Raw genomic sequence first — 23,052 nt, 5'->3', positions numbered from 1 at the left:
CTTCTGGGCCGGCACCGGGCCACTGGGTCGCCGGGCTACCGGTCCACCGCCGGGCCGCAGGGTTACTGGGCCAGCACGGGGCTACTGAGTCGCCGGGCTTCTGGGCCCAGCACCGGGCTACTGAGTCGCCGGGCTTCTGGGCCGGCACCGGGCCACTGGGCCGCCGGTCCAACGCCGGGCCACTGGGTCGCCGGTCCACTGCCGGGCCACTGGGTCGCCGGTCCACTGCCGGGCTGCCCGGTCGCCGAGTTACTGGGCCAGCACCGGGCCACCGGGGCCACCCGGCCACCGGGCTACTGGGCCAGCACCGGGCCACCGGCCCGCCGGTCCGGGGCTGCTCTCGCGGTCGTCCGGCCCCCGGCCCCCGCCCGGCCCGCCGGTCCCGGCCTCTCCCGGTCGTCCGGCTCCCGAGCCTTTCCCGGCCGGTGCGGCCCCGCGTCTCTCCCGTCGTCCCGCCCCTGGGCCTTCCCGGCCGGTTCGCGCCCCTGGGTCTTCCCGGCCGGTTCGCGCCCCTGGGTCTTCCCGGCCGGTTCGCGCCCCTGGGTCTTCCCGGCCGGTTCGCGGCCCGGGGTCTCTCCCAGCCGGTTCCCCGGCCCCTGGACCTTCCCGGCCGGTTCTGCGGCCACCGCTCCCTCCGGAGCGGTTCCGCGGGGGCGGCGGCGGGGAGACGGCAGGGGCCCCCGCAGGGGGTGAGGGCGTGACGGTGGCAGGGGGCGGCGGGAGCGGGGAAGATCTCGCGGTACCGTCGACTCCCGTCGACGAGGAGAGCCAACGTGAGCAAGTTCGTGCGGCCGGCGCCCGAGGGCGCGGATCCCTTCGGCACGGCGCGTCTGCGCCGCGGGGTCCTGGACGCCTGGGCCACCAGCGCGGCCCGTTTCCGGGAGGACGCCAACGCCGAGGAGGACCTGGTCCTCGGCGGGTACCGGGACCGGCTCGTCGTCGAGCTCGCGCAGAACGCGGCCGACGCGGCCGCCAGGGGCGGGGTGCCGGGGCGGCTGCGGCTCACCCTGCGGGACGGCGTCCTGGTCGCGGCGAACACCGGCGCGCCGCTGGACGCGGCCGGCGTGGAGTCGCTGGCCACGCTGCGGGCCTCCGCCAAGCGTGAGGCACAGCAGCCGGGCGTCGCCGTCGGACGGTTCGGCGTCGGGTTCGCGGCCGTGCTCGCCGTCACCGACGAACCGGCCGTCGTCGGCCGTCACGGCGGCGTCCGCTGGGACCTGGCCGAGGCCCGCGCGCTCGCCTCCGAGACCGCCCGGCACAGCCCCGGCCTCGGGGACGAGATCCGGCGGCGCGACGGCCATGTGCCCCTGCTGCGGCTCCCGTTCGCCGCCCAGGGCACCGCCCCCGACCCGTACGACACGGCCGTCATCCTCCCGCTGCGCGACACCGCCGCCGCCGACCTCGCCGAGCGTCTCCTCGCCGCCGTCGACGACGCCCTCCTCCTCGCCCTGCCGGGCCTGGAGGAGGTCGTGATCGAGATCGGCGACGGCGCCGCCCGCACCCTGCGGCGCTCCGTCGACGGCGCCCACACCGTCGTCTCGGACAGCGAACAGGGCACGACCCGCTGGCGGACCGCCTCCGCCCACGGCGACCTCACCCCGGACCTGCTGGCCGACCGGCCCGTGGAGGAACGGCTGCGGCCCCACTGGTCGGTGACCTGGGCCGTGCCCGTCGACGACGACGGCGCGCCGGTCCCGCCGCGCACCACGCCCGTCGTCCACGCGCCCACCCCGAGCGACGAGCCCCTGGGCGTCCCCGCCCTGCTCATCGCCTCCTTCCCGCTCGACACCACCCGCCGGCACGCGGCCCCCGGCCCGCTGACCGACCATCTGGTGCGCCGCGCCGCGGACGTGTACGCCGGACTCCTCGCCGGCTGGCGGCCGGTGGGCGCCGGGATCATCGACCTGGTGCCCGGTCCGCTGGGCAAGGGGGAGCTGGACGGGGCGCTGCGCCGGGCCGTCCTGGAGCTGCTGCCGCGCACCGCCTTCCTGCCGCCCGCCGTCCCGCCCGTGCCCGAGGAGGCGCCCGACGGCGGTGACGACGGTGAGGGCCGCGGTGAGGCCGCCGTCGGGCTCGCCGAGGCCCTGCGCCCCCGGGACGCCGAGGTCGTCGAGGGCGCGGGCGCCGACACGGTGCGGGTGCTGGCGGAGGTGCTGCCCACGCTGCTGCCCGCCGGGCTGGAGCGGCGCGCCGAGCTGCGCACGCTGGGCGTCGCCCGGATCCCGCTCGCGGACGTCGTCGACCGGCTGGCCGGTCTGGAGAAGGACCCGCAGTGGTGGTACCGGCTCTACGACAGCCTGGCCGGGGTCGACCCGGACCGGCTGACCGGGCTGCCGGTGCCGCTGGCCGGCGACGCCTCCGCCTCCTTCGGCGGGGGGCGGCGGACCGCCGTCGGCCCGCGCCAGGTGCTGCTGCCGACGCCGGACGCGGCCGCGCTCGACGCGGAGGTCCTCGCCCGGCTCGGCCTCAAGGTGGCCCACCCGGACGCCGCGCATCCCCTGCTGGAGAAGCTCGGCGCGCTGCCCGCCACCCCGCGCGCGATCCTGACCACCCCGCAGGTGCGGGCCGCGGTGGCGGCCTCCCTGGACGACGACGGCGGGGCCTGGGACGACGAGGGCGCGCCGGACGCCGAGGAGCTGGCCGACACGGTGCTCGCGCTGGTCCGCGACGCGGGTCTGGAGCCCGGGGACGAGCCGTGGCTGGGCGCTCTGGCGCTGCCGGACGAGGACGGCGAACTCGTCCCCGCAGGTGAACTGGTCCTGTCCGGCAGTCCGTTCGCCTCCGTCATCCGTGAGGACGAACTCGCTTTCGTCGACGCGGAGTTGGCGGACAAGTGGGGGGAGCAGCCGCTCGCCGCCTGCGGGGTGCTCGCCGGGTTCGCGCTGGTGCGGGCCACGGACGTCGTCCTCGACCCGGACGAACTGGAGCCGCGCGACGGCGACTTCGCCGAGCCCGACGACGCCGGGCTGCTGGACGCGGTGGACGTGTGGTGCGAGGACATCCTCGACCGCTTCCCCGACAGCCCCGTGCCCCCCGTCGCCACCGAGCTGGTCGCCGTGCGCGACCTCGACCTCGTCGACGAGGACCGCTGGCCGCAGGCCCTCGCGATGCTGGCCCGGCCGCCGCTGCGCGACGCGATCACCCAGCCCGTCCGCGTCCTCCTGCCCGACGGCACCCACGAGCTGGTACGGCCCTACACCGCCTGGTGGCTGCGCGGGAACCCGGTCCTCGACGGCCGCCGCCCGGCCGGTCTGCTCGCGGCCGGCGGCGACCCGCTGCTGCACGGCCTCTACGACGAGGCCGACGCCACCGGCTTCGACGACGAACAGGTGCTGCGCGCCCTCGGCGTGCGCACCTCGGTCGCGGCCCTCCTCGACGAGCCCGGCGGCGCGGCCGAACTGCTGGACCGCCTCGCCGACCCCGAACGCACCGTCGGCGCGGCTCAACTGCACGGCCTGTACGGCGCGCTGGCCGAGCTGGACCCCGAGCAGGTGACCCTGCCGGACGAGCTGCGGGCCGTCGTCGACGGGCACGTCGAGGTCGTGGACGCCGCCGACGCGGTGGTCGTCGACTCCCCCGACCTGCTCCCCTTCACCCGGGGCGTCCCGCTGCTCCCGGTGCGCCCCTCCCGGGCGGCCGAACTCGCCGAGCTGTTCCAGGTGCGGCGGCTGAGCGAGTCCGTGACCGGCGAGGTCGACTCCGAGGGCGCCGAACACGACGTCCCGGAGCCGGTGCGCGTCCTTCTCGGCCCGCGGACGCCCGCCACCTACGTCGAGCACGACGAACTCGTCGTCGACGGCGTGGAGATCGACTGGCGCCTGACCGCCGACGGCGTCCTGCACGCGTCCACCCTGGAGGGCGTGGCGGCCGGCCTCGCCTGGGCTGCCCGCCAGTGGCCCCGCCGCTTCGAGGTAGCAGCCCTCCTCGAGGACCCGTCCCGCACAGCCGAACTGGCCAGGGACCGCTGGTTCGACTGAGCGGGAGGGCGCCGCCCGTCCTGCCGCCCGGTCCTGCCGCCCGGTCCTGCCGGGCGGCGCTCGTCCGGGCGGCGCGGTCGGTCGCCGTCGGTGGACGGCTCCTTCAGTTGATCTTCCCCTTCGCACAACCATCCGTCCGCGACGGCCATCTGAGCAACCGGGTCAGAAGACTCCACGATTCACTTGGGCGCCGGACGTCTCGCGAGCCGTGCGAAGGAAACGTTCGGGTCCCTGCCTCCAGGGGGAACGCATGCGTACACGCGCCACCGTGGTCACCGTCGCCGTCGCCGGCGCCGTGGCTCTGTCCGCCGTCGTCGTTCCGGCCGCGCAGGCCGCCGGGGGCGGGTCGCGGCATCCCGTCGGCGCGTTGGAGGCCCTGCACACGGCCCTCGCCGGCAAGAGCGCCTTCACCGGTGCGAGCCCCGCCGGCGGCGTTCCGTATCCGCTGGACGTCACGTTCGGCAGCGTCAAGGTCAACAAGGGGCGGCCGATCGCGGCCGGAACCGGTGGCCGGGTCAGCGTGCCGGTCACGTTCACGATCACGCACGGCGCGGGCGTCGACCTCGGCGCGGAGGACGTCCAGCTGGACCTGGTCCTGTACCGCGGCGCGTCGTTCGCCCACCCGGTCAAGACGCTGATCGGCGACTACGCGCCGGGCTGCACCGCCGCCGGCGCCACGGTCGCCTCCTGCGCCGGAACCATCGACATCGCCCCGTCCGAGCAGTTGGACAACGTCGACGCCTCGGTCTGGAAGGCGGCCGGGTACGTCATCGACTGGAACGACGTCGACCCCAGAGCCGACGACGTCGACTGGAGCAGGGTCGGGTACACCGAGGGCGACGCGCTGGCCTCCGTCCAGCTCCAGCGCTCGCCCCGGATGACGGTCGACGCCGCCCCCGAGCCGGTGAAGAAGGGGAAGAAGATCACCGTCACCGGCAAGCTGGCGCGCGCCAACTGGGACACCGGTCTGTACGGCGGGGTCGCCGCCCAGCCGGTGAAGCTGGAGTTCCGCAAGAAGGGCAGCAGCGCGTACAGCACCGTCAAGACCGTCAAGTCCAGCGCCGGCGGCGGTCTGAAGACCACGGTCACGGCCTCGGTGGACGGCTACTACCGCTTCACGTTCGCGGGCAACGCGACGGTCCCCGCGGTCGGCTCCGCGGGTGACTTCGTCGACGTCCGGTGAGGTGACGGGTCGTCACCGGATGTGGTGGGCCTTCCAGAAGGGGCCGAGGTCGACGTCCGTCAGGGACTGGGCGGCCCGGACGAAGTCCTCGGTGGTGGAGACGCCGTAGCGGTGGTCGCGGGCGTACTGCCTGAGCAGGCGGGCCATCGTGCCGGCGCCGAGGGTGTTCTCGAGGTCGGCGAGGGCGCAGGGCCCGGCCGTGTACACGAGGTGGTACTCGTTGCGGTGCTGCGACCAGTACGCCATCGAGGCGGTCAGCTCGGCGCCGTCGTCGGGCCAGTAGACGTCCGACCAGCAGTCGCGCATGTCCCAGCCCTGGAAGCGGGCGTTGGCGTACTGGGCGAAGCTCTCGTCCAGCCACGGTGCGTCGTACTCGTCGTTGCCGACGATCCCGTACCACCACTGGTGCGCCACCTCGTGGACGACGGCGCCGCCCTCCTCGGTGGTGCCGATGAGGACGAGACCGGGGTATTCCATGCCGCCGCCGAACTCCGGCGTCATCACGACGTCGAGTTCGCCGTACGGGTAGCGGCCGAACTCCTCGCCGAACCGGTCGACCGAGGCGACGGCGTCCGCGCGGGTCAGCCGCACGCCCTCGTCGGGGGTGCCGGACGCCCAGTACGACCGGACGAGCACGCCTCCGGGCGTGGTCTCGGCCGCCGTGCGGAACGGGCCCGCGGCCCACGCGAAGTCCCGCACCCGGTCGGCGACGCTGAGGGTGACGGTGCGGCCGGGGCCGCCGGGCAGGGTGCGGGTGCGGCCGGTCGCGGGCACCTTCAGGGCCGTCGGATGGTCCAGCCGGACCCGGAAGTCGCCGGCCAGGGCGTAGAAGCTCTCGCCGAGCGCCACATAGGGGTCGAGGTGCCACCCCTTCGCGTCGTGCACGGCGAGGACCGGCAGCGCGTTGCCGAGGAAGCGGGTCGCGCCCTCACGGCCGAAGCGGGCGTTGCGGTCGGGCACGGCGACGGACACGTCGAAGGCGACGGACGTCCGCTCGCCGTGCGCGAGCGGCTCGGGCAGTACGACGCGCAGGGCCGTGCAGTCCACGGTCGGGGGTTCCGGCGTGCCGCCGGCGACGTGCGACACGACGACGGGGGAGGCGGGCCCGCCGGGCGTGCCGCACCCGTCCTCGCCGTTGCCCCACAGCCGCAGGTACACCTCGCGCAGCGGGGCGGAGGAGGCGTTGCGGAACGACACCCGCTCCCGTCCGGACCAGTGCCCGCCGTCGGCGTCCGAGCGCAGGGACACGTCGTAGCGGGCACGCTCGGGCGTCGCCGCCCCCGCCTCGGCCCCGGCTCCCGCCTCGGCCCCGGGTCCCGCCCCGGCCCCGGTGCCCGCGGCTCCCGCCCCGGTCCCGGTTCCCGCCCCGGTCCCGGTTCCCGCCCCGGTCCCGGTTCCCGCCTCGGCCCCGGTTCCCGCCTCGGCCCCGGCTCCCGCCTCGGCCCCGGCTCCCGCCTCGGCCCCGGCTCCCGCCTCGGCCCCGGCTCCCGCCCCGGCCCCGGGTCCCGCCCCCGCCCCGGCTCCCGCGCCCCCCGCCCCGGCTCCCGCGACCCCCGCCGCCGGGCCGGACGCCGCACCGGCCTCGCCCGCCCCGCCGCCGAGCGCCGCCAGCACGGCGAGCAGCGCGACGCACACGAGCAGACGTCGGCGGGGCCCGGACGACGACGGCCATACGACTGACGGTGACATGCCAGTCGATACTGCCACAACAGCGCCTCTGCGCAAGGGACTTGAGCCGTCGCCGACGCTGCTGGCGTACCGCGGTCGAGGAGAGCCGCCGGGCGGAGGCGTTCCTTCTTTACCTTCTGCCGTACAACCAACCGTGGCCGTCGCCGATCCGACCTGATGGGCCAACAGGTCCCGAGACGCCTTTCTCGACCTGGGGAACGCACATGCGCACACGGGCACTTGTGGCAGCGTCCACCGGCACTCTCGTCCTTTCCACGGTCTCCCCCGCTCTCCGTCCTCGGCGGCCCTGCCGCTCAGGCCGCGCCAGCCGTCCCCGCGGCCGCGCCCGGTGTCGCCATGTCGCGTCTGATGATCAACGGTAATTTCACGGTCGGTGTGACGGTCGGTGACAAGGCGATGGTCACCGCCCGGACGACCTACCTCGTGACCAAGCCCGCCGGGCTTTCGGCGAGTTCCATCGAGACCCGGCCGCTGTTCTACCGGGGTGAGACCCTCGGCGCGCGGTCCGAGATCATCCGCGGCGACCACCCGGGCGTGTGCACCGCGGCCTCCGCGACGCTCCTGCGCTGCGTCGCCATGATGCAGTTCCGGCCCACCCCTTCCGCCGGCCACACGGACCTGAAGAACAGCCAGACCGGCACGTGGAAGGAGGGCGGCCTCATCGTCGTCAGGAACGCCGCTGGAGTCGGACGAACGACGTGGCAGGGAGATCTGGGCTTCGCGTACCTGCTGCGGCGATCCAAGATCACGATCTTGGTCCGCCCGAGGTCGGTGCGGAAGGGGCAGACCGTGCTCATCGCGGGGAAGTTCAGCCGCGCCGACTGGGACAGGGGCGGGTACACCGGGTACCCGGCTCAACCGGTCCCTCTGGAGTTCCGGAAGAAGGGCACCCGCAACTTCGGCGTGGTCGCACGGATCACGACCAGCGCCTCCGGCACCGTGGCCGTCGCCCACAAGCCCCCCGCCGACGGCTTCTACCGTTTCTACCGCTGGGGAAGCACCACGACCTCGGGCTACGTCACCGCACCCGTGCTCGTCGACGTGAAGTGAGCCGCGGCGACAGGGCGGGAAGCGGCGGCCGGGAGGGGGCGGGCGTCAGGCCGGGAAGCGGTGGTCGACCCAGCGCCAGGTGAACTCCAGGGCGACCGACGCCACCGCCGCCACGCCCACCGCGATCCACGGCATCGTCAGCCCGATCAGCTTCAGCGCGAAGAAGTGCTGGAGCCACGGGACCGCGAGGACCAGCAGGAACGCTCCGCCCATCGAGGCCACCAGCAGCACCCGCCACCAGGTGTAGGGGCGGGCGATGATCGCCAGCACCCACATCGACGCCAGGAACAGCGTGAGGGTGGCCGCGCTCGTCTCCGCCTCCAGTGAGCCCTCGCCGGTGTAGTGGTGGCGGGCCAGCAGATAGGTGACGAAGGTGGCGACGCCCGCGATCACCCCGCCGGGGACGGAGTACCGCATTACGCGTCGCACGAAGTGCGGGCGGGCCCGCTCGGTGTTGGGGGCGAGGGCGAGGAAGAAGGCCGGGATGCCGATGGTGAGCGTGGACAGCATCGTCAGGTGCCTCGGCAGGAAGGGGTACTCGACCTGCCAGCACACCACCAGCAGGGCCAGCAGCACCGAGTAGACCGTCTTCACCAGGAAGAGGGTCGCCACCCGCGTGATGTTGCCGATGACCCGCCGGCCCTCCGCCACCACCGACGGCAGGGTCGCGAAGCTGTTGTCCAGCAGCACGATCTGCGCGACCGCCCGGGTGGCCTCGGAGCCCGACCCCATCGCCACGCCGATGTCGGCGTCCTTCAGCGCGAGGACGTCGTTGACGCCGTCCCCGGTCATCGCGACGGTGTGCCCGCGGGACTGGAGAGCCCCCACCATGTCCCGCTTCTGCTGCGGGGTGACCCGGCCGAACACCGTGCCCTCGTCCAGCGCCCGCGCCATGCCCTCCGGGTCCGCGGGCAGCCGGCGGGCGTCCACGGCGGCGCCGTCCAGGCCCAGCTTGGCGGCCACCGCTCCCACCGACACCGCGTTGTCGCCGGAGACGACCTTCGCCCGGACCCGCTGCTCGGCGAAGTAGCGCAGCGTGTCCCCGGCGTCGGGCCGCAGCCGCTGTTCGAGCACCACCAGCGCGACCGGCCGGGCTCCGCGGGCGGGCTCGGGGTCGTCGAGTTCGTGTGCGGCGCGGGCCAGCAGCAGCACGCGCAGCCCCTGCTCGTTGAGCCGTTCCGTCTCGGCGAGGGCGGGATCGTCGTCGTCCAGGAGCACGTCGGGCGCCCCCAGCAGCCAGGTGCTGCTCCCGCCCTCGCTCCCGCCGGCGCCGCCGTCGGCGCGCTCGTTGAAGGCGGCGCCGCTGTACTTGCGGGCCGAGGAGAACGGCAGGGACTCGGTGCAGCGCCAGCCGTCGGCGGGCGGGAAGGCGTCGATGACGGCCTGGAGGGAGGCGTTGGGCCGCGGGTCGGACTCCCCGAGCGCCCCGAGCACCTGCCGTACGTAGCCCTCGTCGGCGTCGCCGAGGGTGTGCAGCGCGGTGACGTCCATGCCGCCCTCGGTGAGGGTGCCGGTCTTGTCCAGGCAGACGGTGTCGACGCGGGCGAGGCCCTCGATGGCCGGGAGTTCCTGCACCAGGCACTGCTTGCGGCCGAGCCGGACGACGCCGATCGCGAAGGCGACCGAGGTGAGCAGGACGAGCCCCTCGGGGACCATCGGGATGATGCCGCCGATGGTGCGGGCGACCGAGTCCCGGAAGCCGTTGTTCTTGACGAACAGCTGCGTGACGACGAGGCCGATCGCGGCCGGGACCATCATCCACGTGACGTACTTGAGGATCGTCGAGATGCCGGAGCGCAGCTCGGAGTGGACGAGGGTGAAGCGGGAGGCCTCCTCGGCGAGCTGGGCGGCGTAGGCCTCGCGGCCGACCTTGGTGGCCCGGAAGGCGCCCCCGCCGGCCACCACGAAGCTGCCCGACATGACCTGGTCGCCCGCCGGTTTGACGACGGGATCCGCCTCGCCGGTGAGCAGCGACTCGTCGATCTCCAGGCCGTCGGCCTCCACGCACACCCCGTCCACGGCGATCTTGTCGCCGGGCCCGATCTCGATCAGGTCGTCCAGGACGAGTTCGGAGGTGGTCACCTGGACGGGTGCGCCGTCGCGCCGGACGGTGGGACGGGCCTCGCCGACGACCGCGAGGGAGTCGAGGGTCTGCTTCGCCCGCCACTCCTGGACGATGCCGATGCCGGTGTTGGCGAGGATCACGAAGCCGAACAGGCTGTCCTGGATGGGCGCCACGGCGAGCATGACCAGCCACAGGACGCCGATGATCGCGTTGAACCGGGTGAAGACGTTCGCCCGGACGATCTCGCCCAGGGAACGGCTGCTGCGCGCGGGCACGTCGTTGACCTGACCGCGCGCGACGCGGTCCGCGACCTCCGCGGCGGTCAGACCTCTCGCCGTCGGCGCGAGGGCGGGGGCGTCGGTGTGGGCCATGGAATCGACGGTACGTGCGGTTTTGGGGCTTCACCCCCTGAAGGCCCCGAAGATCCGACCTGGGGAGGACCGGAATGCTACGACGGTTGCAGACGATTGCAGACGCTTGCGGCGCTGCTGTCCGTGCAGGGCTGCCCGGTCGCGAAGGCCCTGGGACTGCCCGGTCGCGAACGCCCCTGGGGGCTGCCCGGTCGCGAACGCCCCTGGGGGCTGCCCGGTCGCGAACGCCCCTGGGGGCCGCGCCGCGCGGGCGCTCCGACGCCGCCTGGCGGGTTACTCCGCCGCCGTCGTCTCCCCGTTCGGGTCCGCGGTCGCGCCGTCGGGGTCCGTGCCCGCGGTCGCCCGCTTGATCGCCGCGTCCCGCTTGCGGACGTACCAGATGCCGATCAGGCCGAGGCCGGCGCCGGCGAGGCAGGTCCACACCCACCAGGCGCGTCCGCGGTCGTCGAACCAGCCGTAGAAGGGGAGCTGGACGAGGAAGAGGACGAACCAGAGGATCGTGCCGCCGGTGATGGTGGCGACGACGGGCCCCTCCAGGGGCTCCGGCGCCTCGTGCTGGGGTGTCCACTTCGCCATGGGGGACAGCTTACGAGGTGGTCACGTCTACGCGCGGAGATGGCCGATCCCGGCGTCATATGTTCATACTGAAACAGTTTGCCGCTGACCACTTCTCTTCGTAGGAACCGACAAAAACATGCCCACCTCGGCCCCCGCCAAGATTCCCCCCTCTGACGAGCCGGGAGCCAGGTCCGCCCACGGCCCCCTCGATCGCTACTTCAAGATCTCCGAGCGGGGCAGCACGCTGTCCAGGGAGGTTCGCGGCGGTTTCGCCACGTTCTTCGCGATGGCGTACATCATCGTGCTGAACCCGATCATCCTCAGCAGCGCCGAGGACATGTACGGCCATCACCTGGACTCCGGCCAGCTGGTCACCGCGACGTGTGTGACGGCGGCCTTCACCACCCTCCTCATGGGCGTCATCGGCAACGTGCCCATCGCGCTGGCCGCCGGCCTGGGCGTGAACTCCGTGGTCGCGCTCCAGCTCGCGCCCCGGATGTCCTGGCCGGACGCCATGGGCATGGTGGTGCTCGCCGGTCTGGTGGTCATGCTCCTGGTCGCGACCGGTCTGCGTGAGCGCGTGATGAACGCGGTGCCCTTCGGGCTGCGCAAGGCGATCAGCATCGGCATCGGCCTGTTCATCATGCTGATCGGGCTCGTCGACTCCGGCTTCGTCAGCCGCATCCCCGACGCCGCCCACACCACCGTCCCGCTCCAGCTCGGCGCCGACGGTCACCTGAACGGCTGGCCGGTCCTCGTCTTCGTCCTGGGCGCGCTGCTCACGCTGGCCCTCATCACCCGCAAGGTGCCCGGCGCGATCCTGATCTCGATCGTCGCGATGACCGTCCTCGCGCTGGTCATCAACGCGGTCGCGACCGTGCCCTCCTGGGGTCTGACCACTCCCGAGTGGCCCGGCAACCCCGTCGCCACCCCCGACTTCGGGCTGATCGGCGAGGTCAGCCTGTTCGGCGGCTTCGGCAAGGTGGGCGTGCTGACCGGCGTCCTGTTCGTCTTCACCGTCCTGCTGTCGTGCTTCTTCGACGCGATGGGCACGATCATGGGCGTCAGCGACGAGGCCAAGCTGACCAACGCCCAGGGCGAGATGCCCGGCATCAACAAGGTCCTCTTCGTCGACGGCCTCGCGGTCGCCGCCGGCGGCGCCAGCTCGTCCTCCGCCACCACCGCGTTCGTGGAGTCCACGGCCGGCGTCGGCGAGGGCGCCCGCACCGGGTTCGCGAACCTCGTCACCGGCGCGCTGTTCGCCGTCGCGCTGTTCCTGACCCCCGTGGCCACGATGGTCCCGTCCCAGGCCGCCACCCCCGCACTGCTCGCGGTGGGCTTCCTGATCCTGTCCGGCTCGGTCAAGGAGATCGACTGGGCCGACCACACCATCGCCATCCCGGCCTTCATCACCATGGTGATGATGCCGTTCACCTACTCGATCACCAACGGCATCGGGATGGGCTTCATCGCCTTCGTCCTGCTGCGTCTGGTGGCCGGCCGCGGCCGGGAGGTGCCGGCGCCGATGTACGTCGTCGCCGCCGTCTTCGTCTTCTACTACCTGATGCCGGCCCTCGGCCTGACCTGAGCCCCGCCCCCTGAGTCCCGGTCTCCGGTCCCCGGTCCCCGGTCCCCGACTCCCGGTGGCCGGCCTCTGGTCCCCGGTCTCCGTCCCTGGTCCGTTGCCGTCGCGCGAGCGGCGGACGGGCCGGGGGCGGCCTCAGGTGGCCCCGTAGAACTTCCCCGTCTCGTCGACCGCGGTCTTGAAGCGCTCGTCGAAGTCGTCACGGATGAGCGTCTGGACGACATAGTCCTGGACGCTCATCCCCCGTTTGGCGGCATGCTGCCGGAGCCGTTCGAGCAGCTCCCCGTCTATCCGCAGGCTGAGCACACTGGTCCCCATGAGACGAGGGTCGCGGGCATGTAGCGCACCGCGGTCACTTTCCGCTGCCGACTCACCCGTTCGAGTGATGGCGGGGTTTCCGTGTCCAGCGTCACGGGAATCCCGCCGTGCCCCGGCTTGTTTAGCCAGAGTAATGAGTTACCCTAAAGAGATGCCTGACCTCTCCCATGGCGACGACGTAGCCGCCGTGAACTCCCTCCGCTCCGCCGTGATGCGGCTGTCCCGCCGGCTCAAGCACCAGCGGGTCGACGAGTCGCTGAGCCCGACCGAGATGTCGGTGCTCGGCACCCTCTCCCTCTGCGGCAGCGCCACGCCCGGCGAACTGGCCCGCAAGGAGCACGTGCAGCCCCCGTCGATGACGCGCATCGTGGCGCTGCTGGAGGCCAAGGGTCTGGTCCGGCTGGAGCCGCACCCCGAGGACCGCCGCCAGAAGGTCGTCACCAAGACCGAGCAGGCCGAGACCATGCTCGCGGAGAGCCGCGCCAAGCGGAACGCCTTCCTGGCGACCCTGGTCGACGGCCTCGACGAGGACGAGTGGGCGAAACTGCGCGCCGCCGCCCCCGTGCTGGAGAAGCTCGCACACCTGTAGACCGTCCCCGAGGAGGCGAACCTGTTGAGTACGGGACCCGGAGCAGACTCCGCACCCGCACCGGCCACCCACGACACCCCGTCCGTCCCCCCACCCGCCCGCAGGCCGACGATGTTCGCCTCCCTGCGGGTCAGGAACTACCGCCTGTTCTTCCTGGGCCAGGTCGTCTCGAACATCGGCACCTGGATGCAGCGCATCGCGCAGGACTGGCTGGTGCTCAGCCTCACCGGCTCCGCCACCGCCGTCGGCGTCACGACCGCCCTGCAGTTCCTGCCGATGCTGCTCTTCGGCCTCTACGGCGGCGTCCTCGTCGACCGCCTGCCCAAGCGCCGCACGCTGCTGTTCACCCAGTCCGCGATGGCCCTCACCGGCATCGCCCTCGCCGTCCTCAGCCTCTCCGGCCACGTCCAGGTCTGGCACGTCTACGTCGCCGCCTTCGCCGTCGGCCTCGCGACCGTGCTGGACAACCCGGCCCGGCAGGCGTTCGTCTCCGAGATGGTCGGCCCCGACCAGCTGCAGAACGCGGTCAGCCTCAACTCGGCGAACTTCCAGTCGGCCCGGCTGATCGGCCCCGCCGTGGCCGGCGTGATGATCACCGGCGTCGGAACCGGCTGGGCGTTCCTCTTCAACGGACTGTCCTTCGTGGCGCCCCTCGCCGGGCTGCTGCTGATGCGCTCGCGCGAGCTGCACGCCGTCGAGCGGGCCCCGCGCGGCAGGGGGCAGCTGCGGGAGGGCCTCCAGTACGTCGCCGGCCGCCCCGACCTGATCTGGACCATCGTCCTCGTCGGGTTCGTCAGCACCTTCGGGTTCAACTTCCCCGTCTACCTCTCGGCCTTCGCCGACGACGTCTTCCACGCGGGAGCCGGCTCCTACAGCCTCTTCAACACGCTGATGGCCGTGGGCTCGCTGGCGGGCGCCCTGCTCGCCGCCCGGCGCGGCACGGCCCGGATGCGGGTGCTGGTCGCGGGTGCGGTGGCCTTCGGCACGATGGAGATCGTCGCCTCCGCGGCCCCCTCGCTGTGGCTGTTCGCCCTGCTCATGGCCCCGATCGGGATGTTCGGCATGACGGTCAACGTCACCGCCAACAGCAGTGTCCAGTTGGGCACCGACCCGGCCATGCGGGGCCGGGTGATGGCCCTCTACATGATGGTGTTCATGGGCGGGGCCCCGATCGGCGCGCCGATCGCCGGCTGGGTCACCGACGCGTACGGCGTGCGGGCGGGCATGGCGGCGGGCGGCGCGGTCTCGGCCGCGGCAGCCGTCACCGTCGGCCTGGTCCTGGCCCGGATGGGCAACCTGCGGCTGGCGGTGGGCTGGCACCACGGCCACCCGCGCGTGCGGTTCGTGCCGCGCGAGGAACGGGAGCTGGCCACCGTGGCCTGACCGGCCACACCACCGGCCCGGAGGACGCCCCCACGGCACCCTCCGGGCCGGTGGCGTGTCCGGCGGCCCCCTTCGGCACAGGGCCCGTGCGGTCGCGCCCGGCTTCTCCGGCACAGGGCCCGTGCGGTCGCGCCCGGCTTCTCCGGCACAGGGCCCGTGCGGTCGCGCCCGGCTTCTCCGGCACAGGGCCCGTGCGGTCGCGCCCGGCTTCTCCGGCACAGGGCCCGTGCGGCCCTCCGGGCCCCACCCGTCCGCAGACCCGCGCACCGCATGACATCCGTCACCGGCATGGCATCCGTCACCGGTATGGCGTCGTCACCGGTATGGCGTCCGTCACCGCATGACCTCTGTCACCGCATGCCTCCTGCCACCGCATGACCTCCGCCACGGCGGGCGCGCGGTCGTCCCCGGCCGGGACAATCGGGGACATGAGACTCTTCGCGGCCGTGCTCCCCCCGGACGACATCGTCGACGAACTCGACGCGGCGGCAGCCGGGTTGCGCGCACTGCCGGGCGCGGACGCGCTGCGCTGGACGGATCGGTCCGGCTGGCACTTCACACTCGCCTTCTACGGCGAGGTCGACGACGCCCTCCTCCCGGAGCTGTCGGCGCGCCTGGAGCGGGCCGCGCACCGAGGCGCCCCCTTCCCGCTGGCGGTGCGCGGCGGCGGGCAGTTCGGACACGGGCGGGCGCTGTGGGCGGGGGCGGCCGGCGACGTCCCGGCGCTGCGGCTGCTGGCCGACCGGGCGGAGGCGGCGGGCCGCAGGGCGGGCGTGGAGATGGGCGGGCACCGCCGCTACAGGGCGCACCTGACGCTGGCCCGCAGCCGGGACGCCGTGGACGTGGGGCGTTGCGTCGAGGCGCTGGAGGCCTACGAGGGCCGCACCTGGACGGTGGGGGAGCTGGTGCTGGTGCGCAGCCGCCTGCCGGCGTCCGGGGTGCCGGGCGAGCAGCCCCGTTACGAGCCGGTCGGGCGCTGGGCGCTCGGCGGGGCCGGTTAGTCTCGATGCGTGGACCCGAAGACCCGCAACCGGATCATGGCCGGTGCCCTTGTGCTGATGTTCGTGGTGGTGGCGGTGACGGCGGCGGTCGGCAGATAGCACCGACCGCCCGACCGCCCCGTCACACCGCCCCCCGGCCACCCCCTGCTCTCAGGGCGCCCAGGGCCCGGCGTCACCAGGCGAAGGCCTCCGGGGACGGGCCCGGGCCGGGGAAGATCTCGTCCAGGCCGGAGAGCAGTTCCTCGCCCGGCTCCAGCTCGACCGCGCGCAGCGCCGAGTCGAGTTGCCCTGCCGTGCGCGGGCCGACGATGGGGCCGGTCACGCCGGGCCGGGCGAGCAGCCAGGCCAGGGCCGCTTCGCCGGGCTCGACCCCGTGCTTGTCGAGGAGGTCCTCGTAGGCCTGGATCCGCCCGCGGGTCGCGGGGTCGGCGAGGGCGGCGGCGGCCCGCCCGTCGGCGCGGCGGCCGCTCTCGGCCTGCTTCTTGAGCACGCCGCCCAGCAGCCCGCCGTGCAGCGGCGACCAGGGGATGACCCCGAGGCCGTACTCCTGCGCGGCCGGGACGACCTCCATCTCGGCGCGCCGCTCGGCCAGGTTGTACAGGCACTGCTCGCTGACGAGGCCGATGGTGCCGCCGCGGCGGGCGGCGGTCTCGTTGGCCTGGGCGATCTTGTAGCCGGGGAAGTTGGACGACCCGGCGTAGAGGATCTTGCCCTGCTGGACCAGCACGTCGACGGCCTGCCAGATCTCCTCGAAGGGAGTGGCGCGGTCGATGTGGTGGAACTGGTACACGTCGATGTGGTCGGTGCCGAGCCGCTTCAGGCTGGCGTCGACGGCCCGCCGGATGTTCAGCGCGGAGAGCCTGTCGTGGTTGGGCCAGGCGTCGCCGTCGGCGGCCATGTTGCCGTACACCTTGGTGGCGAGGACCACCTTGTCGCGCCGCCCGCCGCCCTTGGCGAACCAGCTGCCGATGATCTTCTCGGTACGGCCCTTGTTCTCGCCCTGGCCGTACACGTTCGCGGTGTCGAAGAAGTTGATGCCCGCACCGAGCGCCGCGTCCATGATCGCGTGGCTGTCGTTCTCGTCGGTCTGCGGGCCGAAGTTCATGGTGCCGAGGACGAGGCGGCTGACCTTGAGTCCGGTACGTCCGAGCTGCGTGTACTTCATGGAGCACAAGCCAACGACTTGGAGTGCGCTCGACGCAAGGGGGCGGGCGGGCGAGGCCGTGGCCCGGTCACGCGAAGGGATCCGCAGGCGGGCGGACGGGTCAGTCGCGGGGGAACTCGTCGGTCTTGAGGATGAGGCCGACGACGGTGCCGGTGAGGTCGACGTCGTCGCCGAAGTCGATCTTCGTCTCGGTGACGTACTCGCCGTTCTTGGGCTGGGTGTAGATGTGGCACCGGCGCTGGTGGGGATCGGCGATCAGGTAGACCGGTACCTCGGCGGTGGCGTAGGCGGTCATCTTGGGGCCGTAGTCGTTGGCGGCGGTGCCCTTGGAGATCACCTCGGCGACGAACTCGACGTCCTCGTGGCTCCAGCGGCCGTCGTCCGACTTGGCGGCGCTCTCGGTCATCACCGTCACGTCGGTGGCGAAGCCGTTCAGATGCCCCGGGTAGTCGATGCGCACGTCGGACTTCACGCGCTTGCGCGGATACCTGGTTCGCAGCTGCTCGTAAATGTCCGCGATGATCTGCCAGTGGGTGTCCCGCTGCGGCGACATGAAAACGGTCCCCTCGACGATCTCGACCTTGTATCCCTCGGGGACGGGCATCGTCTCGAGCCGCTCGAACATCTCGTCGAGCGTGATCGTGTTGTCGCTCTCGGCCATCGTGATCCTGTCTTCGAGGACGGTCATCTTGGCGCTCCTCCCCGGCCGCGCCCGCTCGAGCGCCGCCGCGCGGTACAACGATACGGACGGCGACGGGACGCGGGGCGTTGCGCATATGTTGGGGACACGTGCGGCGAGCGCCCCTCAGACCGCGTACTCCCCGCCCAGTTCCCACCCCTGGTACATCGCCTCCGCGAAGGCCGACGCCAGCTGGTGTTCGCCGCTCGCGTTGGGGTGGGTGCCGTCGTAGGTGTCGGTGTCGATGTCCCAGGTGGGCGGGACCGAGGCCAGCAGGATCGGGGAGGCCGCGTCGTCCAGGTCGGCGGCCGTCTTCGCGAGGAGTTCGTTGAAGCGGGCGACCTGGGCGGCGAAGGGCGCGTCGTTCGCGGCCCGGATGTTGTGGATGACCGGCAGCCACACCATGGCGATCCGGGGATTGGCCGCGCGGGCCTCGGCGACGAAGGCCCGCGCGTTCTCCGCCGTCTGCTCGGCGTTGGTGTAGAAGCCCAGGTCGATCAGGCCGAGCGAGACCAGCAGGACGTCCGCCCGCGTCTCGCGGACCGCCTCGCCGATCAGCGGGGTCATGTGCGCCCAGCCCTCGCCCCAGCCGGCCAGGTGGCCGCGCGGGAAGCCGGGTTCCGCGTAGGCGTACGACGTGGGGCTGTCCGTCGCCTTGTCGTGGAGCGCCTCGCGGGGACCGACGAACGTGAACGGTCCGCCGTACGCGGTGCACAGGTGCTGCCACAGCCGGTAGCGCCAGGTGTGCTCGCCCGAGCTGCCGATCGTCATCGAGTCGCCTACGGGCATGAACCTGAGCATCCGCTCATGATGAGGGATCCGGAGTCGATCACCGCGGCCGGGGGCGTGTGAGACCGGCCACGGCCCGGTGAACCGCCGGGCGGGATGGCAGGCTTGGGGGCATGCGCCGACCTTTCGCCGTCCGAGCCGGAGCCCTCGTGTCCGCGGGCCTGCTGCCCGGGGCCCTCCTTGCCGGAGCCCTCGCCGTGCTCGCGGGGCCCGCCGCGTCCCCCGCGTCCGCGGCCGACGGCGACAAGGGGTTCACCATCGACGACCCCCGCATCACCGAGTCCAGCGGTCTGGCCGCCTCGCGGCAGCACCCGGGCGTCTACTGGACCCACAACGACAGCGACGACGGCCCCTACCTCTACGCCGTCGACAGCGCCACGGGGAAGACCGTCGCCCGGCTCACCCTCACCGGGATCGGCACGCCCCGCGACGTCGAGGCGATCTCCATCGGCCCGGACAACCAGATCTGGGTCGGCGACATCGGCGACAACCTCGGCGGCGGCTGGAAGTACGTGTGGGTCTACCGGCTGCCCGAGCCGAAGAAGCTCGTCGACCGGACGGTGAAGGCGACGCAGTACGTCGTGAAGTACTCCGACGGCCCGCGCGACGCCGAGTCGCTGCTCGTGCACCCCAGGACCGGGCGCGTCTACATCATCGACAAGAAGGAGGACGGCGGGCACCTCTACGAGGGCCCGGCGAAGCTCTCCGCCTCCGGGGCCAACGTCTTCCGCCCGACCGCCGCCGTCGACCTGTGGGCCACCGACGCCGCCTTCTCCCCGGACGGCTCCCAGCTCGCCGTCCGCGGCTACTTCGGCGGCATCGCCTACGCCTGGAACGGCGGGAAGATCGAACGCCAGGGGCGGCTGGACGTGCCGCTGCAACGGCAGGGCGAGTCCGTCACCTACTCGTCCGACGGCCGCACGCTCCTGTACGGCAGCGAGGGCTCCCACAGCCCCGTGGTGGCCGAGGACGCGCCCGAGGGCGCCTCGTCCGGCGCCAAGTCCTCCTCCGGCGGCGGGAGTTCCAGCGCCTCCGGCAAGGACGGCGGATCCTCCGCGACGGGCGGGGTCAAGGCCGGGGCGCTCGCCCTCCTGGCGGTGTGCGCCGCCTTCTTCGGCGTCCGCCGGCTCCGGCGGCGCGGCTGAGTCACGCCGCCCGCGCGCGGCCCCCGTTCCGGGGCCGCCGCTGTCGTACTCCTTGACGTGGTCATGGTGTGTCAGTTACCTGGGTGGTGCGCGGTATATGGGAGCGCTCCCATATGTTCCGGGACCGCGCCTCCCGAGAGGAAGCAGCGAGATGTTCCGCAGCTTGCGAAGAGTGCTGTGCGGGGTCGCCGCCGCGCTCCTGATACCCCTGAGCGCCGGCGCGACGGCGGCCCACGCGGCCGGCTTCCACACGGCCGGAGCCACCGCGGCCGGGCCCGACGCGGCCGGCGCCGGTTACTGGCACACCAGCGGCCGGCAGATCCTCGACGCGGCCGGCCAGCCGGTCCGGATCGCCGGGATCAACTGGTTCGGCTTCGAGACCGGCAACCACGTCGTGCACGGCCTCTGGTCGCGCGACTACAAGAGCATGATCGACCAGATGAAGTCGCTGGGGTACAACACGCTCCGCATCCCGTACAGCGACGACGTCTTCAAGGCCGGGACCGTCCCCAACAGCATCGACTTCTCCGGCGGCAAGAACGCCGACCTCCAGGGGCTCGACTCGCTCGGGGTGCTGGACAAGCTCGTCGCGTACGCCGGCCAGGACGGACTGAAGGTCATCCTCGACCGGCACCGGCCGGACTCCGGCGGGCAGTCGGCGCTCTGGTACACGGCCGCCGTCCCCGAGTCGACCTGGATCGCCAACCTCAAGGCGCTCGCCGCCCGTTACGCCGGCCAGGACGCCGTCGTCGGCATCGACCTGCACAACGAGCCGCACGACCCGGCCTGCTGGGGCTGCGGGGACCAGGCGACGGACTGGCGGCTCGCCGCGCAGCGCGCGGGCAACGCGGTCCTGTCCGTCAACCCGAGCCTGCTGATCTTCGTCGAGGGCGTGCAGACCTTCAACGGCGTCTCCGGCTGGTGGGGCGGCAACCTGATGGGCGTCGGCCAGTACCCGGTGCAGCTGAACGTGGCGAACCGGGTCGTGTACTCGGCCCACGACTACGCGACCAGCGTCGCCCAGCAGAGCTGGTTCAGCGACCCGGCGTTCCCCGCCAACATGCCCGGCGTCTGGGACAAGTACTGGGGCTACATCTTCAAGCAGAACATCGCCCCGGTGTGGGTGGGCGAGTTCGGCACCACGCTCCAGTCCACCGTGGACCAGAAGTGGCTGGCGGCCCTGGTGAGCTACCTGCGGCCGACGTCGACGTACGGCGCGGACTCCTTCCACTGGACGTTCTGGTCCTGGAACCCCAACTCCGGTGACACCGGCGGGATCCTGAAGGACGACTGGCAGAGCGTCGACACCGTGAAGGACGGGTACCTGGCGAGCGTCAAGGCGCCGGGCTTCCCGGGCGGCGGCGGCGGTGGCGGTGGCGGCGGTGGTGGCGGCGGCGCGGCCGCCTGCACGGCGTCCTACACCGTCAGCAGCGACTGGGGCGGCGGCTTCAACGCCGAGGTGAAGGTGACCAACACCGGGACGGCCGCGATCGGTTCGTGGAAGGTGAGCTGGACCTGGAGCGGTTCCCAGCAGATCACCTCCATGTGGAACGCCTCGTACACCCGCAGCGGATCCACCGTGACCGCGGTGAACGCCGCCCACAACGGCACGGTCCCGGCGGGCGGTTCGACGACCTTCGGCTTCGGCGGCACGCCCGGCGGCGGGACGGCGCCCACGGTGAGCTGCACGGCGGCGTGAGAGGGCCGGGCGCCCGGCGGACCGCTCGCCGGGCGCCCGGTCGCAAGCCGGTCCCCACAAGTGGACCGTGACGCAAACGAGTTCAAAATTTTCGGGCGAACGGTTTCTCGATGCCGTACTTCTCCGGCAGGATCCCGCGAGGATCGCGAACCTTGCGGTCAGGCCGAATGCCCCCATGATCTGAGGGAACTTCATGAGAAGAAGCACAGCCGTGCTGTGCGGCGCGACCGTCGTACTGGCCGGAACGCTCACGGCCGTCCCGGCCGAGGCCACCACCGCGTCGCAGTCCGCGCCGGCCGCCCAGGCCTCGAAGGTCGCCTGGAAGACGTGCGCCACGGAGGACTCCCCGACGTTGCAGTGCGCGACGGTCAAGGTGCCGCTCGACTACGCCAGGCCGCAGGGCCGCAAGATAACCCTCGCCCTGTCCCGCGTCCCGCACACCGCGAGCAGGTACCAGGGCCCGCTGCTGGTCAACCCCGGCGGTCCCGGCGGCAGCGGTCTCTCCCTCGCGCCGTTCGTCGCGTCCTCCCTGCCGAAGGCGGTCGCGTCCCAGTACGACGTCATCGGCTTCGACCCGCGGGGCGTGGGCGAGAGCAAGCCCGCCCTGGACTGCAAGCCGGGCCACTTCGACCCGGTCCGCCCGGACTCGGTGCCGCGCACCGCCGCGATCGAGAAGGCCAACCTCGCCCGCGCGAAGGCCTTCGCGAAGGCCTGCGGGACCAAGTACGCGGACGTCCTGCCGTACATCAACACGGTCAACGCCGTGAAGGACATGGACGCGATCCGCACGGCGCTCGGCGCCCAGAAGATCAACTACTTCGGCTACTCGTACGGCACCTACCTGGGCCAGGTGTACGCCAAGCTCTTCCCGAACCGGGTGCGCCGACTGGTGCTCGACTCGATCGTCGACCCCGGCGGGGTCTGGTACGACGCCAACATCTCGCAGGACTACGCCTTCGACGCCCGGCAGAAGGCGCTGATGGCGTGGATCGCCAAGTACGACGCCACGTACAAGCTCGGCAAGGACCCCGCCCGCATCGAGGCCAAGTGGTACGCGATGCGCGCCGCGCTCGCCAAGCACCCGGCCGGCGGCAAGGTGGGCGCCTCCGAGCTGGAGGACACCTTCATCCCCGGCGGCTACTACAACGGCTACTGGCCCTCCCTCGCGGAGGCGTTCGCCGCGTACGTGAACCACAAGGACACCGCTCCGCTCGTCAAGGCGTACGAGGGCATGGCGGCCGTCGACGCCTCCGGCGACAACGGCTACAGCGTCTACACCGCCGTGCAGTGCCGTGACGTGTCCTGGCCGCGCGACTGGAACCAGTGGCGCAAGGACAACTGGGCCGTCTACAAGAAGGCCCCGCTCATGGCGTGGAACAACGCCTGGTACAACGCGCCCTGCGCGTTCTGGCCCACCAAGGCGATGAAGCCGGTGAACGTCGCCAACAGCAAGCTCCCGCCGGTGCTGCTGTTCCAGGCGACCGACGACGCGGCCACGCCCTACCAGGGCGGCGTCGCCGTCCACCGCCTGCTCAAGCACTCCAGCCTCGTGGTCGAGAACGGCGGCGGCAACCACGGCATCACGCTCGGCGGCAACGCCTGCCTGGACGCGTACCTGGTGAAGTACCTGACCGACGGCACCGTGCCGCGCGGCCGCGGCGTGGCCGACGCGGTCTGCAAGAAGACCGCCGACCCCGTCCCGGACGCGGCCGCCGCGCCGTCCGCCCTGGCCGCCGGCCGGACGGCCGCCACGGCGCCGGGCGACGCCCTGCACCGCCTGCTCGGCGCCCGCGGCTGACGTCGCGG

Annotated in this window: 17 protein-coding genes; 10 read left to right on the top strand and 7 right to left on the bottom strand. The window is 72.8% G+C overall.

What is annotated here, in order from left to right:
* The first annotated feature begins 773 nt into the window (after positions 1-773).
* Both OG802_RS15900 and OG802_RS15895 read left to right on the top strand, forming a co-directional pair.
* The gene (locus tag OG802_RS15900) at positions 774-3,977 is read left to right on the top strand and encodes a sacsin N-terminal ATP-binding-like domain-containing protein (protein WP_329411176.1); all 3,204 of its coding nucleotides are present in this window, start codon (positions 774-776) and stop codon (positions 3,975-3,977) included.
* Positions 3,978-4,227: 250 nt separating this feature from the next.
* Entirely contained in the window at positions 4,228-5,160 is a 933-nt protein-coding gene (locus tag OG802_RS15895) for a hypothetical protein (RefSeq protein ID WP_329411174.1), read from the top strand.
* Between the two features lie 12 nt (positions 5,161-5,172).
* Here the strand turns inward: OG802_RS15895 and OG802_RS15890 are convergent, their stop codons facing one another.
* Positions 5,173-6,849, bottom strand: coding sequence for a M1 family metallopeptidase (locus OG802_RS15890; protein ID WP_329411173.1), 1,677 nt, complete (start codon positions 6,847-6,849; stop codon positions 5,173-5,175).
* A gap of 336 nt (positions 6,850-7,185) precedes the next feature.
* On the opposite strand from OG802_RS15890, the gene OG802_RS15885 reads away from it, so the two are divergent.
* On the top strand, positions 7,186-7,899 hold the full coding sequence (locus OG802_RS15885; protein ID WP_329411171.1) for a hypothetical protein: 714 nt from the start codon (positions 7,186-7,188) through the stop codon (positions 7,897-7,899).
* A 45-nt stretch (positions 7,900-7,944) separates the two neighbouring features.
* On the opposite strand, the gene OG802_RS15880 is transcribed toward OG802_RS15885, so the two are convergent.
* Together OG802_RS15880 and OG802_RS15875 are read right to left on the bottom strand one after the other, a co-directional pair.
* The gene (locus tag OG802_RS15880; RefSeq protein WP_329411170.1) at positions 7,945-10,335 is read right to left on the bottom strand and encodes an HAD-IC family P-type ATPase; all 2,391 of its coding nucleotides are present in this window, start codon (positions 10,333-10,335) and stop codon (positions 7,945-7,947) included.
* A 273-nt stretch (positions 10,336-10,608) separates the two neighbouring features.
* On the bottom strand, positions 10,609-10,911 hold the full coding sequence (locus OG802_RS15875) for a DUF2530 domain-containing protein (RefSeq protein ID WP_329411168.1): 303 nt from the start codon (positions 10,909-10,911) through the stop codon (positions 10,609-10,611).
* Between the two features lie 118 nt (positions 10,912-11,029).
* Here OG802_RS15875 and OG802_RS15870 point away from each other — a divergent pair, with 118 nt between their 5' ends.
* Complete coding sequence (locus OG802_RS15870) at positions 11,030-12,481, top strand: NCS2 family permease (protein WP_329411166.1); 1,452 nt, start codon at positions 11,030-11,032, stop codon at positions 12,479-12,481.
* A gap of 132 nt (positions 12,482-12,613) precedes the next feature.
* Here the strand turns inward: OG802_RS15870 and OG802_RS15865 are convergent, their stop codons facing one another.
* The gene (locus OG802_RS15865; protein WP_329411164.1) at positions 12,614-12,796 is read right to left on the bottom strand and encodes a ribbon-helix-helix protein, CopG family; all 183 of its coding nucleotides are present in this window, start codon (positions 12,794-12,796) and stop codon (positions 12,614-12,616) included.
* A 151-nt stretch (positions 12,797-12,947) separates the two neighbouring features.
* Between OG802_RS15865 and OG802_RS15860 the strand changes: the two genes are divergently transcribed.
* The 3 genes from OG802_RS15860 to thpR all read left to right on the top strand — a co-directional run bounded on the left by OG802_RS15860 (position 12,948) and on the right by thpR (position 15,769).
* Positions 12,948-13,385, top strand: a complete 438-nt coding sequence (locus OG802_RS15860) for a MarR family winged helix-turn-helix transcriptional regulator (protein WP_329411162.1) — start codon at positions 12,948-12,950, stop codon at positions 13,383-13,385.
* A gap of 24 nt (positions 13,386-13,409) precedes the next feature.
* Positions 13,410-14,768, top strand: a complete 1,359-nt coding sequence (locus OG802_RS15855; protein WP_329411161.1) for an MFS transporter — start codon at positions 13,410-13,412, stop codon at positions 14,766-14,768.
* Between the two features lie 428 nt (positions 14,769-15,196).
* A complete protein-coding gene (gene thpR / locus OG802_RS15850; protein ID WP_329411159.1) occupies positions 15,197-15,769 on the top strand; it encodes an RNA 2',3'-cyclic phosphodiesterase in 573 nt (190 codons plus the stop codon).
* Between the two features lie 172 nt (positions 15,770-15,941).
* Here the strand turns inward: thpR and OG802_RS15845 are convergent, their stop codons facing one another.
* From OG802_RS15845 to OG802_RS15835, 3 genes are all read right to left on the bottom strand, one after another.
* On the bottom strand, positions 15,942-16,934 hold the full coding sequence (locus OG802_RS15845) for an aldo/keto reductase (protein WP_329411157.1): 993 nt from the start codon (positions 16,932-16,934) through the stop codon (positions 15,942-15,944).
* A 100-nt stretch (positions 16,935-17,034) separates the two neighbouring features.
* The gene (locus tag OG802_RS15840) at positions 17,035-17,622 is read right to left on the bottom strand and encodes a Uma2 family endonuclease (RefSeq protein WP_329411155.1); all 588 of its coding nucleotides are present in this window, start codon (positions 17,620-17,622) and stop codon (positions 17,035-17,037) included.
* A gap of 117 nt (positions 17,623-17,739) precedes the next feature.
* Positions 17,740-18,414 carry an SGNH/GDSL hydrolase family protein gene (locus OG802_RS15835; protein WP_329411153.1) on the bottom strand — a complete coding sequence of 225 codons (675 nt, stop codon included), beginning with the start codon at positions 18,412-18,414 and terminating at the stop codon, positions 17,740-17,742.
* Positions 18,415-18,515: 101 nt separating this feature from the next.
* Between OG802_RS15835 and OG802_RS15830 the strand changes: the two genes are divergently transcribed.
* The 3 genes from OG802_RS15830 (at position 18,516) to OG802_RS15820 (ending at position 23,044) form a co-directional block, all read left to right on the top strand.
* Positions 18,516-19,547: a WD40 repeat domain-containing protein gene (locus OG802_RS15830; protein ID WP_329411151.1), complete on the top strand. Its 1,032-nt coding sequence runs from the start codon at positions 18,516-18,518 to the stop codon at positions 19,545-19,547.
* A 151-nt stretch (positions 19,548-19,698) separates the two neighbouring features.
* Positions 19,699-21,246, top strand: a complete 1,548-nt coding sequence (locus tag OG802_RS15825; RefSeq protein WP_329411149.1) for a cellulase family glycosylhydrolase — start codon at positions 19,699-19,701, stop codon at positions 21,244-21,246.
* A 193-nt stretch (positions 21,247-21,439) separates the two neighbouring features.
* The gene (locus OG802_RS15820) at positions 21,440-23,044 is read left to right on the top strand and encodes an alpha/beta hydrolase (RefSeq protein WP_329411147.1); all 1,605 of its coding nucleotides are present in this window, start codon (positions 21,440-21,442) and stop codon (positions 23,042-23,044) included.
* Positions 23,045-23,052: the final 8 nt, after the last annotated feature.

Source organism: Streptomyces sp. NBC_00704 (assembly GCF_036226605.1).
Classification (GTDB): Bacteria; Actinomycetota; Actinomycetes; order Streptomycetales; family Streptomycetaceae; genus Streptomyces.
Note: the sequence above shows the minus strand (reverse complement) of the source record. Positions and strands in the feature narration are given on the sequence as shown.

Bases quoted from the DNA above. Each gene is read 5' to 3' on its own strand.
- OG802_RS15895 (WP_329411174.1), top strand. From the start codon at position 4,228: ATGCGTACACGCGCCACCGTGGTCACCGTCGCCGTCGCCGGCGCCGTG.
- OG802_RS15890 (WP_329411173.1), bottom strand. From the start codon at position 6,849: ATGTCACCGTCAGTCGTATGGCCGTCGTCGTCCGGGCCCCGCCGACGT.
- OG802_RS15885 (WP_329411171.1), top strand. From the start codon at position 7,186: ATGTCGCGTCTGATGATCAACGGTAATTTCACGGTCGGTGTGACGGTC.
- OG802_RS15880 (WP_329411170.1), bottom strand. From the start codon at position 10,335: ATGGCCCACACCGACGCCCCCGCCCTCGCGCCGACGGCGAGAGGTCTG.
- OG802_RS15875 (WP_329411168.1), bottom strand. From the start codon at position 10,911: ATGGCGAAGTGGACACCCCAGCACGAGGCGCCGGAGCCCCTGGAGGGG.
- OG802_RS15870 (WP_329411166.1), top strand. From the start codon at position 11,030: ATGCCCACCTCGGCCCCCGCCAAGATTCCCCCCTCTGACGAGCCGGGA.
- OG802_RS15865 (WP_329411164.1), bottom strand. From the start codon at position 12,796: ATGGGGACCAGTGTGCTCAGCCTGCGGATAGACGGGGAGCTGCTCGAA.
- OG802_RS15860 (WP_329411162.1), top strand. From the start codon at position 12,948: ATGCCTGACCTCTCCCATGGCGACGACGTAGCCGCCGTGAACTCCCTC.
- thpR (WP_329411159.1), top strand. From the start codon at position 15,197: ATGAGACTCTTCGCGGCCGTGCTCCCCCCGGACGACATCGTCGACGAA.
- OG802_RS15845 (WP_329411157.1), bottom strand. From the start codon at position 16,934: ATGAAGTACACGCAGCTCGGACGTACCGGACTCAAGGTCAGCCGCCTC.
- OG802_RS15840 (WP_329411155.1), bottom strand. From the start codon at position 17,622: ATGACCGTCCTCGAAGACAGGATCACGATGGCCGAGAGCGACAACACG.
- OG802_RS15835 (WP_329411153.1), bottom strand. From the start codon at position 18,414: ATGCTCAGGTTCATGCCCGTAGGCGACTCGATGACGATCGGCAGCTCG.
- OG802_RS15830 (WP_329411151.1), top strand. From the start codon at position 18,516: ATGCGCCGACCTTTCGCCGTCCGAGCCGGAGCCCTCGTGTCCGCGGGC.
- OG802_RS15825 (WP_329411149.1), top strand. From the start codon at position 19,699: ATGTTCCGCAGCTTGCGAAGAGTGCTGTGCGGGGTCGCCGCCGCGCTC.
- OG802_RS15820 (WP_329411147.1), top strand. From the start codon at position 21,440: ATGAGAAGAAGCACAGCCGTGCTGTGCGGCGCGACCGTCGTACTGGCC.